We start from the raw sequence: 11,708 nt of genomic DNA, 5'->3' as shown, positions 1-11,708 counted from the left end.
TTTAGTGGTATGGGTTTAAACGCGCTTGCCTTCAACCAATAGCAGCCAACCTTTCAAAACTCGATGGCAATACCAAAGCATTGCCACCGCAGCCATCGCAATACTCAGCCAGACTAACGGCACAATATAGCTTACAGCCAGCATGGCTAGGGTCGCTACAATAGACCAGCGCTGCCAGCGAATATGGGTATATAAAACCTCATCCATCAGGGCGGGTTTCTGGCCATAGTTGATGACGAGGCTAAGCAAAGGCGGTAAAAAAAATACCGGAAACGCCGCCATAAGCCCATATAGCAAGTGGCCAAGGCTCAAGTCATTTATTACCGCATTACCTGAAGAGGTTGATAGCATTGCAGCGCTCCATCAAAGAATCAGTTTTTACACTCTACTTTAACAATACTGCCAACCTGAGCAATGCGCAAATATTAAAGCTCAACTAATGCATCTGAGCGGATCTTGGTGGAACAAGCCAGCACGTAACCTTGCTCAATCTCATCGCTGGTTAATGCCATTTGGCTCGAAGATTCAACCTCGCCTTTTATGACCTTACATTTACATGCCCCACATACACCTGAGCGGCACGCTGCAATAATGGGCAAGCCTAGCTTTTCAATGCCATCTAGTAGGCTCTGATCTAGGCTCAATTCAATCTGCTTGTCGCTAATATGTAGCATGAAAGGCGTTGCATCATCACTTGGGCTGCTCGCTGTTGCAGTCGGCGCACCACCAAAGCTCTCTTGGTAAAAGCGGCTCATATCAAAACCTGCTTGTTGCAGCTGCGCTTTAACGGCATCCATATAAGGCGCTGGCCCGCAAACAAATATGGTTCGAGATTGAAAATCAGCCACTTGCTCTGTCAACCACTCAATACTAAAGCGACCCGCGGTGACTGAACTGCCATCTTGCAGCTCACCTTCTTCTAACGTATAAGCCAGATGGAAGTTTTGATTATGCTGTTCAAACTGCTTCAAATCACGGTGAAACACTAAATCTCTTGTCGATTTAGCGCTGTGCAGAAACGCGACATCACTGCCTTTTTGAGTATCCTCTAACCAACGAGACATCGAGTACATGGGGGTGATACCACTGCCAGCGCTCAAAAACAGGTACTTATCCGTTTCGATATCCACAAGGTTAAATACACCGTCTGGTCCTGTGGCCAGCACTCGGTGGCCGACTTGCAGATTATTTGCAAGGTAGTTAGATACGAGTCCGTCAGCAATGGACTTGATGGTCACAACAATTGAGTATGGTCGCGATGGTGATGACGAGATAGTGTAGCTTCTGGCGACACGTTCTCCTTGGATATCCAACAACAGCGTAATAAATTGCCCAGGCTTAAATTGAAACTTTACTGGCTGCTCGGCTTGAAAGCGATAACTGACCACATCGTGGGTTTCGTGCCAACGCTCAACACAAACAAGCCTCACCTCACCATGTTGCCACGTGGCGGAATTCAACAACTGGCTATTCATAACCCTGACCCTATAGAAATTGGAAAAAAACGCCCACCAGAACAGTGGGCGCTGACACACTATGCGACGTTCAAAATGTCATTGAGATCGGCTTCGACTGTGGTGGTCGTTTTCAAGCCAAATTTATCTTCTAGCGCCTTCACTAAGTTAGGCGTTAAGAAAGCCGGTGGTGTGGGCCCAGTACGGATGTTTTTCACCCCAAGCGACAGTAGGGTAAGCAAGATAACAATCGCCTTTTGCTCAAACCACGACAACACTAGGCTCAAAGGTAGCTCATTAATTTCGCACTCAAACACTTCAGATAACGCAATAGCCAATTGAATCGCACTATAAGCATCATTGCATTGACCAATATCGAGTAAGCGTGGGATACCGTTGATATCACCGAAGGCCAGTTTGTTAAACTTATACTTACCACAGCCTAAGGTCATGATGATCGAGTCTTTAGGCGCAGACTTCGCGATATCAGTGAAGTAGCTTCGCTCGTTCTTGTCGCCGTCACAGCCACCCACTAAGAAGAAGTGCTTGATTGAGCCGTTCTTAACGTTTTCCACTACGGCAGGCGCAGCTTCCATAAGCGCATTGCGGGCAAAGCCGATGGTGATCATATGGGGGATCTCATCATAGGCAAAGCCTTCTAATGCTAAGGCTTTATCTACCACAGCAGAGAAGTCTTCACCTTCAACGTGGGTCACTCCCGGCCAGCCCACAATGCTGCGAGTAAAGATACGGTCGCCATAGTTTCCCACATTAGGATCGATAATGCAGTTAGAGGTCATGACAATAGCGCCAGGGAAGTTAGCAAACTCTTTTTGCTGGTTTTGCCACGCGCTGCCGTAGTTGCCGACTAAATGGGGGTACTTCTTAAACGTTGGATACGCGAGGGCTGGCAGCATTTCACCGTGGGTGAATACGTTAACCCCTTTGCCTTCAGTTTGCTGCAGAATCAGTTCAAGATCTTTCATATCATGGCCAGACACCAAAATCGCTTTGCCTTTCACTGCCACAGTATTCACTTGTGTTGGCTCTGGATGACCAAATGCATCAGTTTCACCGGTATCTAGCATCGCCATCACACGATAGTTTAACTGGCCAATGTCCATTGCAGTGGCAAACAGTTTGTCAGCATCCACAGAATCTGAGCCAAGAAACGCCATGATTTTATGGAACTCACCAGCGACTTCAGCATCAGTTTGATCTAACACCCGCGCATGCTCCATGTATGCTGCCGCGCCTTTTAGGCCATATAGGCAAAGTAAGCGTAAGCCGATGATATCTTCATGCACATCTTGATGACCACGGTTAGGCGCCGCATCAACAGCTTGAGTGAGCATTTCAGGTTTCGCTGTCGCTAACACCAAGTTAGCCGCAGCAATCATAGTGTCTGGTGTTTTACCTGCTGCTGTGCAAGCGGCTTCGTATTGGGCTTTTAAGCTATTACGGTACTGGTGAGCTTGTTGAGCGTATTCAACCAAACGTTCGTCATCAAAGTTTACGTTGGTCAATGTTGAGAAAAAGGCTTTTGGTACAAAGGTATCAACATCATGATCAATAATGCCAAATTCGCGGGCTTTTTCAGCATAAGCTGACACCCCTTGAAGTTGATAAATTAGCAGGTCTTGTAGATCTGAGGTATCGGCCAGCTTGCCGCACATACCTTGAGAATAACTACAGCCATCGCCAGCTGGGGTTCGGATTGTCTGCTCACACTGAATACAAAACATTTTACGGCTCCTGTTTTTAATCATGCTTTTTATTTGCATGTTTTAAAAACAGTGTACTGCGCCGATAACCTGACGCTAAGTGTTTTTTGTAATTGATCGACAAAACTATGAGTTAGATCAAATTAGCATTGTCGTAATTACAAGGTTAAACAAGTTTATTCCTTATAAATATTAATAACTTAAACTAATTTCATACAAAAAAGGGAGCCAATGGCTCCCTTAGATGTCGATATCTAAATGCTAATTAGTCTTCATATCATTGACCGATTGCAGCATGGCCCGACTTTCACGTTGGAACTGTGGCGCGAAATCGCCAAACCAATTCGCCACTTCTTGGAACTGGTCGATAAACCCTTGCCTATCACCTTGCTTTAGCATCGACAGCGCTTGGCTGTAATTGTCTAAATAGTCACTGATTGCCACCATACTCTCTGACTGGGCAAAGATAATATCAGCGTACAATTCAGGGCTTTGAGCAAATAGCCGTCCCACCATGGCCAGTTCGAGGCGATAAATCGGCGAGCTAAACTGCAACAAGGCATCAATATCTGCTTCTTCGCGGTACAAATTAAGACCATAAACAAACGATGAAAAGTGGCGCATGGCCTGCACGAGCTGCATCGCTTTATCATGCTTATCCGCTTCAGCTTCTACTAAGCGTGCGCCCCAGATCTTTATTTGCTCCAGTAGCCAAGCATATTGCTCGCTGCCGCGACCATGACACACCACCACCACCTGTTTTGCTAAGCTTCCCACATCAGGTCCAAACATGGGGTGAAGCCCCAGCACAGGACCTTGGTGTGCAGTTAACATCGCATCAAGTGGTGCTGACTTAATTGAAGTTAAATCGGCCAAAATACACGCTGGCGGTAAGTTGTTTAACTGATTTAGTATCACCTCACAGGTAATAGAGATTGGCACAGTGACAATCACTAACCCGGCACCATCAAAAATGGCATCTGCTTGTTGCCAGTCGTCTTTATCAAGGCTACGAACCTCATAACCGGACAGTGTCAGCATCTGTGAAAATAGGCCGCCTAATTTACCCTCGCCACCAACAATAACTACCGGCCCCAGATCAGCTTTCACTTGCTTAAAGCCGACATCTTTCTCATTAAGATAAGATTCGCGCATCAAACGGCGCAAAATATCTTCAATCAGCTGCGGCGATACATCCATACCCACAGCCTCTTCGCGACGCTTGGCCAACATTGCCGCTTCGCGTTGAGGGGCATAAATCGGTAACCCGGCACCATGTTTTACCGCGCCCACTTGCGCCACCAGATCGAGTCTTTTTCTTAATAGATGCAGTAACTGCTGATCCACGTTATCAATATGGCCACGCAACTTCTCTAATTCAGCTGTGGTTTTCTCATTCATTTACCGGCTTTCCTTCACGCGTTAACTGCTTTGAGCATATCAAATCTGCTGGGTAAAACCGATGCTAATTGTTGCGCGCCTTCACGTAAAAGGGTTTCGGTATCTTGCCAATTAATGCAGGCGTCAGTAACTGACACACCATATGCAAGTTCGCTCATTGGCTGACTGCTGCTTTGATTACCTGCATTAAGGTGACTTTCCAACATGACCCCAATAATCGATTGATTACCATTGAGGATCTGTTCAAACACATCACGGCAAACAAGGGGCTGACGATTATGATCTTTATTCGAATTACCGTGACTACAATCTACAACCAAACGAGCATTTAGATTGGCACCATGCAGTTGGCGCTCACATTCAGCAACGCTATGTGCATCGTAATTAGGCTGTTTACCACCTCGTAAAATCACATGACCGTCAGGATTGCCGGCGGTTTGCAGTAAAGCCACCTGCCCTTGTTGGTTAATCCCCATGAAGCGATGGCCACTGGCCGCAGATTCAAGGGCATTAATTGCTACACCCAGTTTACCGTCAGTGCCATTTTTAAAGCCCACTGGCATAGAAAGACCAGACGCCATCTCGCGGTGCGTCTGTGACTCGGTGGTACGTGCACCAATGGCTGACCAAGTCACTAACTCTGACAAGTACTGAGGGCTAATTGGATCCAGCGCTTCGGTCGCCACTGGTAAGCCTAATTCCGCCAGCCATATCATTAGCTCTCGGGCTTGGCGTAAGCCCTTTTCAACATCGAACGACTCGTCCATATCCGGATCGTTGATCATGCCTTTCCAGCCAACCGTGGTACGTGGCTTTTCAAAGTACACCCGCATTAGGATGTAGAACTCATCGGCCAGTTCATCATGTAAGGTTTTTAGCTTAAGTGCGTACTCTTTCGCTGACTCAATGTCGTGAATCGAGCATGGACCGGTAACGATCAACACGCGGTTATCGCGCTTGTGCACAATATCCGCCACCGTTTTACGCGCATTTAGCACGTAATGATAGGCAGAGTCCGATAGGGGCAATTGCTGCTTAAGTTCACTTGGCGTGACTAACACTTTCTCAGAACTAATATGGACGTTGTTGATTGTATCTTGCTGCATAATTGCCACCTAAACCTATTACTGCTTTGCTAATTCATCATTAAATAACTGTCTATTTTGAAATGGTGTAACGCTACACCATTACATCTTGAGGCTAACTATGCCTGTCACTGCAATGCAGATCAAGCGTTAATTGCTTATTCAAACAATATTCATCAAAAAAGCACTCACACTGGCTGGCGACGTTAAGGCAGGTTTATTGGCGACAGAAAACAAAAACCCGCCTTTCGGCGGGTTGTTGTGCGAACACTGCATCTGGTTTTACTAATAAGCGGTTGCTTACTTAGCAAGCTTCTCACGGATACGTGCAGACTTACCTGAACGCTCACGTAGATAGTAAAGCTTAGCACGACGAACACGGCCGCGACGCTTAACTTCGATGCTAGAGATGATTGGGCTGTGAGTCTGGAACGCACGCTCAACACCTTCACCATTAGAGATTTTACGTACTGTGAATGCAGAGTGCAAACCACGGTTACGCTTAGCGATTACAACGCCTTCAAACGCCTGTAGACGCTCTTTACCGCCTTCTACAACACGTACTTTAACTACAACTGTATCACCTGCACCAAACTCTGGTACATCTTGCTTCATTTGCTCATCGTTGAGCATTTTAATGATGTTATTCATGAAATAAACTCCATACTAGTGATAACTGATCAGTCTTTCTCACCGTCTTCGGTGGATTTAACAAACTCCGCTAAAAGCTTTGTTTGTTCGTCAGTCAGAGCTAGATTTTCAAGTAATTCTGGTCGTCTTAACAAAGTTCTTCCGAGACTTTGTTGCAAACGCCAGCGTCTAATATGTTCGTGGTTGCCACTTAACAACACTGCTGGTACATCAACACCATCTAAACTCTCAGGTCGAGTGTAGTGGGGACAATCCAGTAATCCATCAGAGAAGGAATCCTGCTCTGCTGATGCTTGCTTACCAAGTACACCTGGCACCAAACGTGATACTGAATCAATCAAAGTCATCGCTGGAAGCTCACCGCCCGAAAGCACGTAATCTCCTATCGACCACTCCTCATCCACTTCAGCTTGAATTATGCGCTCGTCAATACCTTCGTAGCGACCACACACCAATATCAAGTTCTCTGATTGAGCTAACTCCTCAACGCCTTGCTGTGTCAGCTTGCGCCCTTGAGGTGAAAGATAAATCACCTTTGCGTCTTCTCCTGCAGCAGCTTTTGCTGCATGGATAGCGTCGCGTAACGGTTGCACCATCATTAACATTCCTGGACCACCGCCATAAGGTCGGTCATCAACAGTTCGATGTTTATCATGGGTGAAATCACGAGGATTCCACGTTTGCAACTCAAGCAGGCCGTTTTTAACAGCCCGACCCGTTACCCCAAAGTCTGTCACGGCACGAAACATCTCTGGAAACAGGGTTACTACCCCTAACCACATCTGTTGTTCCTCGACTTAGAAGTCCGGATCCCAATCCACTAAAATCTGTTTTGCCGTTAGGTCCACCGATTGGATGAACTGCTCGGTAACAAAAGGAATCATTCGTTCCGTTTTGCCAAAGCCATCTTTCGCGTTAGCTTTAACTAAAAGCACGTCGTTCGATCCTGTTTCCACGATCTGTTCAACCTTGCCCATGTTATAGCCTTTGGTATTGACCACCTCACATCCGATAAGATCACGCCAGTAGAATTCATCTTCTGGTAAATCTTTCATCTGTTCAGCAGCAATGGCAATCTCACAGTTAGTGAGCATTTGCGCTTGGTCCCGCGTAGTCACACCTTCAAGTTCAGCAATTAAAGCCTTACCTTGAAAACGCCACTGCAGCACCTTAACCTCGCGCCACTCGCCTTGTTCTTTAATAAGCCAAGGAGAATAGTCAAAAATATCTTCTACAGAATTGGTATAGCTAGTGATTTTCAACCAACCCTTAATGCCGTGGCTAGAACCTAATTTGCCTAACACGACAGGTGCTTGCTGACTACTCATTAATCTATACCTTAACGCTATTAAGCAGCAGCTTTAGCGTCTTTGATCAATTTAGCTACACGCTCTGATGTAGCAGCACCTTGTGCAACCCAGTGCTCAACGCGATCAAGATCTAAACGTAAAGTTTCTTCTTGGCCACGAGCCAATGGGTTGAAGAAACCAACACGTTCGATGAAACGACCGTCACGAGACTTACGGCTATCAGCAACAACGATGTTATAAAATGGACGCTTTTTTGCGCCGCCACGAGCTAAACGAATGGTAACCATGCGTCTTTTATCCTCTAATGATTTGCTTCATATGAAGCAAAAATAAAAACTGGAACCCCGTGTTCGCGAAGAGTCCCAGATAGAAAGCCGGACGATTTTACCTGACTGACCAGCGAATGCAATGTTTTTTGACCACTAAATCGTTCAGGTACAATCAGACAAACTGCTGTTGTAACCCTGATTTAATCTATGCGCGCCACTATATAGACCCGCGCCCCTTACAGCAACAAATTCGCCCTACTCATTGGGGCGGATGTTAATCCGCTGCGATTAAAATCCTCTTGGACAATAAACACAACTTGCTGGCATATCTGCAAGACCTAAATAAGTACGGCCTGCTAGTAGCAATTGCCGCGAGCTGCAAACAATAGCCACCAGCAACATTATTGTTGCCACACTCGGCCCGTTGCGGCTTTATGGTAGCCATGGCGATAGATAGCCTGCATATAATTCACATCAAACATTTTCCCACTGAGCTTCTGTGCGGAAAAGTCTTCATCCAGATAAGTATAGTGTAGGTCTATCTGTTCTATTTCACTTAAGTAACGCATTCTAAATAGATCACCTCTGGCCTGCAGCACGGTCAAACTGGTTAAACTGCGGGTGAGTAACTTAAGTCCTTTGTCCTCTGTCCGTTGATAAAGCGGCGCTAACAGCCCATTACGAACCACATGTAACTGTGGCTCGCGGCTCAAGCCCAAAGCCCGAGAAACCTGCTGGTAGTCAAAGTCCGCTGGATTAAAGAACATCTGCGCCGCCAAGCCTCCGTCGACATGCAGCTCCTCAAGTCGCTGCCCTTGGTGTTCAACGGCAATAAACTGCGGTGGGAATACTCCTGGGATTGAGGCGCTCGCCGCCAGCACTTGATGCACCAGTTGCACCCGATTGGGCATACTACTACTGGCAATCGCGCCCAAATTCCAGATCATTAGCTCCCCAGAATCGAAATGGGTAGTACCAATAAAGAGTCGCTTACCAGATCGATGACTCACCGCCATTTTATCAATCATAGTTTCAGGATAAGTTCTCGCGATAAACGCAAGCAAACTATCACCGTCGGAGAAGCTGTCTTTAAATAGGGTATTAAGGAAGTTTTTACTGCCAAGCACCGCTTTATCATTGATCCCCAACATGGCTGATTTAAGCCGCGGTAATTCACTGTCGCCCGCAAACACAAAAGGCGCAAGCAATGCCCCAGCACTAACACCGGTAATAATGGTGTAGTTTGGCAAATCACCGTTATCATGTAAGCCCGTTAGCACGCCTGCCCCATAAGCGCCATTGGCCCCACCGCCCGATAAGGCCAGGATGTTAAGTTGCTCGCCCGTGGTCGTTAATGGTGTAGTGCCTGTATGCTTATTATAAAGAAAAGTTGGCTGCTCACTGGCCCAAAACCGAATTGGCTCCGATGCCGCCTGTTGGTGCGGTAAAGTGACATCTTTATAATTAGATACGGTTACACGATTCTCTAGTGGATGGTGAGTACTGCAAGCTGCTAACACGAGCGACAAGAGTCCAATACCTACACGCTGTATACGTGTCATAAGTGCCTCGACTTCTATCTGAAATGAAAGAGTTCCAATGAACTATCACCACACTGGCAACATCATTGGCTGAATTTGCAGCTATGATATGCCAGCTGACTAATACAGCAGACTCACCTATGTAGGATCTGACCCACACTTTAACTCATGTCATGACTACCCATAGCCATTGATGCTCAGCAAACCGTAGCCTCCCCGGGTAGACTGGCGCTATTTATACAATTGCAGCGCTAATTGACTCTGCACATCTCAACGTTAGCCAGTTCCCCCCCTGCTATACCGATAATATCGGCTGATAGCTAAACGTAGGGTCGCATCCTACATAAGAGATTCTAACAAATACGCAACTGCTCATATTATGCCCGCCACAGCAAGTTTGCGCATGCCGATAGTGATAACCGTCAGTAGTCATCAGCACCGTAGCAACCTTAATTTATCTCAGCTGAACAGGGGGTGTTCGCTGCAATATCAAACTCGGCCTATTCATAGGATTGAATCGCCGAAGAGTGAAATTGACATGACAGTTATTAACCCAGTGATAACCACAACGTTGGCAGGTAAAGCATCGACGATTGCTAGCGCCATGATGTTACTTTTTTCTGCCAGCACCGTTGCGGCAGCTTCTGATGACAACGAGCAACAAAAAATAGCCGCCGGCAAATCTATCTTTGCTCAATACGGTATAGATGATGATCTCCCTAAACTCGGCGTCAGCTCGCTGGTACAGGGGGGGCACTTAGTCGAGCATGTCACCCGCACGGTGACCTATCGCGACAAAGTACACCAATCGACGGTCTACTTGGTTAAAAACACCGATCGTAAAGGCAACATCGATTTACGGATCAAATACGATGAGAATGCCCTCGATGAGCAAGAAGATCTCATTGAGCAAATCGAAAATGCCACCCGTACCCAGTATCGCTTGCGTCACTGGGCACAAAGCTACGATCCCACTTCTGTCGAAGCAATCACCGATGCCAATGGTAATGTATCGGTATCGTTCAATTACTCGAAGTATGGATTACCACAAGATATCGCTTACTTTCGTTTTTTGAGCGTTAAGGTCGATATCGTCAATGGTAAGCCGCAAAAGATGGTCATCAGTAATCGCCGTCCGTTTAAACTCGATGGCACCAACGTTGAACAGTACAATCAACACATTTCCTTCGACACCTTAAGCAATGGCAAGCTGATCATCGATGAGAAATACATCGAAATGACTGGAACGAAGAAAGGCAAACCCATCAAGATAGTTGAAACGGTTGAGCCCGTGGCCTTCTATGATGACACTGCTGAAGTTGAAATCATTGATCATCAGCGTTTAACAGAAGTGTCAGATCCTCGTTTTCGTGAAGAGCAAGTAGAGGTCAACCGTACTTTTCCTTTACTTGGCGACATGGTGAGGCAACAAGGGATCGATCTGCCCTTACCTTTTGGCCTTTCTATGTCATACCGCAATCAAGACATGAGCCTACCGACCAACGATTTTATTATCGGTGGTGTGCGCCTTAATGACTTTTTTGACCCTAATGACACATTCGCCGATGTCACTGCAGAAGCAATGACGTTACGCGGTGACATTAACATTCTGCCATTTTGGAACATGTTCGGTTACATAGGCAAAATTAATGTCGATGCCAATGTGGACGCTTCCTATACCGGTGAAGCAGGGCAAATCATCAAAGATAAACTCAATGATGCCTTACCCGGTGTAGGGGATAAGTTTTGTGAAGGTGTATCAGTGCTGTGTAACAAGGCAAGACTTAATGTGCCGCTACAGCTTGAATACGACTTAGTGGGTGTCGGCACCACACTCTCGGTAGGTTACAAGCAATTTTTCGCCTCAGTCACTGCCACCTATTCAATGACGCGTATGGAAGGCAATACGAATTGGGGAGACGGCCTCATTACCGTGCAACCTATGTTGGGTTATCAGTTAGCTGATTACCGCGCACAGATTTTTGTTGGCGCCGAATATCAAGGACTCGATAACCGAATGCAAGGCCATGTGGTCGCCGGTGATATTGAGTTTGATTATGACGTTGGCGTCGATCTCAACAACTGGGCTTACCTCGTCGGTTTCAACAAGCAGTTTGGTAAAAACTACAACCTAACCGTGCTCTATAACAAAGGTGAAACTCGCAACGCCTTTACGCTGAACTTCGGTTATCGCTTCTAAACCTAACCGCTTTATTCGCACTAGCACAGATAGACAAGAAGGATTGCATCCTTCACAGGCGATTCTAAGTTTT

At 46.4% G+C, this 11,708-nt stretch carries 11 protein-coding genes; 1 reads left to right on the top strand and 10 read right to left on the bottom strand.

The annotated features are described in order from the left end of the window. Positions 1-15 precede the first annotated feature (15 nt). The 10 genes from L865_RS0110185 to L865_RS0110140 form a co-directional block, all read right to left on the bottom strand. Positions 16-351, bottom strand: a complete 336-nt coding sequence (locus L865_RS0110185) for a hypothetical protein (protein ID WP_028773143.1) — start codon at positions 349-351, stop codon at positions 16-18. Between the two features lie 74 nt (positions 352-425). Further along, positions 426-1,475, bottom strand: coding sequence for an FAD-binding oxidoreductase (locus L865_RS0110180; protein WP_028773142.1), 1,050 nt, complete (start codon positions 1,473-1,475; stop codon positions 426-428). 59 nt (positions 1,476-1,534) lie between these two features. After that, positions 1,535-3,199, bottom strand: coding sequence for a hydroxylamine reductase (gene hcp, locus L865_RS0110175; RefSeq protein WP_028773141.1), 1,665 nt, complete (start codon positions 3,197-3,199; stop codon positions 1,535-1,537). Positions 3,200-3,439: 240 nt separating this feature from the next. Further along, the gene (gene tyrA, locus L865_RS0110170) at positions 3,440-4,579 is read right to left on the bottom strand and encodes a bifunctional chorismate mutase/prephenate dehydrogenase (protein ID WP_028773140.1); all 1,140 of its coding nucleotides are present in this window, start codon (positions 4,577-4,579) and stop codon (positions 3,440-3,442) included. A gap of 14 nt (positions 4,580-4,593) precedes the next feature. Further along, positions 4,594-5,685 (bottom strand): 3-deoxy-7-phosphoheptulonate synthase, encoded by a 1,092-nt coding sequence (locus tag L865_RS0110165; protein ID WP_028773139.1) that lies wholly within the window; start codon positions 5,683-5,685, stop codon positions 4,594-4,596. Positions 5,686-5,964: 279 nt separating this feature from the next. Next, entirely contained in the window at positions 5,965-6,315 is a 351-nt protein-coding gene (gene rplS / locus L865_RS0110160; RefSeq protein ID WP_028773138.1) for a 50S ribosomal protein L19, read from the bottom strand. A gap of 29 nt (positions 6,316-6,344) precedes the next feature. Then, positions 6,345-7,097, bottom strand: coding sequence for a tRNA (guanosine(37)-N1)-methyltransferase TrmD (gene trmD, locus L865_RS0110155; RefSeq protein WP_028773137.1), 753 nt, complete (start codon positions 7,095-7,097; stop codon positions 6,345-6,347). A gap of 15 nt (positions 7,098-7,112) precedes the next feature. Continuing rightward, positions 7,113-7,643 carry a ribosome maturation factor RimM gene (gene rimM / locus L865_RS0110150; protein ID WP_028773136.1) on the bottom strand — a complete coding sequence of 177 codons (531 nt, stop codon included), beginning with the start codon at positions 7,641-7,643 and terminating at the stop codon, positions 7,113-7,115. 20 nt (positions 7,644-7,663) lie between these two features. After that, positions 7,664-7,912: a 30S ribosomal protein S16 gene (gene rpsP / locus L865_RS0110145; RefSeq protein ID WP_028773135.1), complete on the bottom strand. Its 249-nt coding sequence runs from the start codon at positions 7,910-7,912 to the stop codon at positions 7,664-7,666. A 383-nt stretch (positions 7,913-8,295) separates the two neighbouring features. Beyond that, the gene (locus L865_RS0110140; RefSeq protein WP_028773134.1) at positions 8,296-9,456 is read right to left on the bottom strand and encodes a patatin-like phospholipase family protein; all 1,161 of its coding nucleotides are present in this window, start codon (positions 9,454-9,456) and stop codon (positions 8,296-8,298) included. 517 nt (positions 9,457-9,973) lie between these two features. On the opposite strand from L865_RS0110140, the gene L865_RS0110135 reads away from it, so the two are divergent. Continuing rightward, positions 9,974-11,635, top strand: coding sequence for a hypothetical protein (locus tag L865_RS0110135; protein ID WP_037470953.1), 1,662 nt, complete (start codon positions 9,974-9,976; stop codon positions 11,633-11,635). Positions 11,636-11,708: the final 73 nt, after the last annotated feature.

It is taken from the genome of Shewanella waksmanii ATCC BAA-643 (assembly GCF_000518805.1).
Lineage (GTDB): Bacteria > Pseudomonadota > Gammaproteobacteria > Enterobacterales > Shewanellaceae > Shewanella > Shewanella waksmanii.
Note: the sequence above shows the minus strand (reverse complement) of the source record. Positions and strands in the feature narration are given on the sequence as shown.

What these genes read in the sequence shown, in the direction of transcription:
- L865_RS0110185 (WP_028773143.1), bottom strand. Translation starts at nt 351, where the DNA reads ATGCTATCAACCTCTTCAGGTAATGCGGTAATAAATGACTTGAGCCTT.
- L865_RS0110180 (WP_028773142.1), bottom strand. Translation starts at nt 1,475, where the DNA reads ATGAATAGCCAGTTGTTGAATTCCGCCACGTGGCAACATGGTGAGGTG.
- hcp (WP_028773141.1), bottom strand. Translation starts at nt 3,199, where the DNA reads ATGTTTTGTATTCAGTGTGAGCAGACAATCCGAACCCCAGCTGGCGAT.
- tyrA (WP_028773140.1), bottom strand. Translation starts at nt 4,579, where the DNA reads ATGAATGAGAAAACCACAGCTGAATTAGAGAAGTTGCGTGGCCATATT.
- L865_RS0110165 (WP_028773139.1), bottom strand. Translation starts at nt 5,685, where the DNA reads ATGCAGCAAGATACAATCAACAACGTCCATATTAGTTCTGAGAAAGTG.
- rplS (WP_028773138.1), bottom strand. Translation starts at nt 6,315, where the DNA reads ATGAATAACATCATTAAAATGCTCAACGATGAGCAAATGAAGCAAGAT.
- trmD (WP_028773137.1), bottom strand. Translation starts at nt 7,097, where the DNA reads ATGTGGTTAGGGGTAGTAACCCTGTTTCCAGAGATGTTTCGTGCCGTG.
- rimM (WP_028773136.1), bottom strand. Translation starts at nt 7,643, where the DNA reads ATGAGTAGTCAGCAAGCACCTGTCGTGTTAGGCAAATTAGGTTCTAGC.
- rpsP (WP_028773135.1), bottom strand. Translation starts at nt 7,912, where the DNA reads ATGGTTACCATTCGTTTAGCTCGTGGCGGCGCAAAAAAGCGTCCATTT.
- L865_RS0110140 (WP_028773134.1), bottom strand. Translation starts at nt 9,456, where the DNA reads ATGACACGTATACAGCGTGTAGGTATTGGACTCTTGTCGCTCGTGTTA.
- L865_RS0110135 (WP_037470953.1), top strand. Translation starts at nt 9,974, where the DNA reads ATGACAGTTATTAACCCAGTGATAACCACAACGTTGGCAGGTAAAGCA.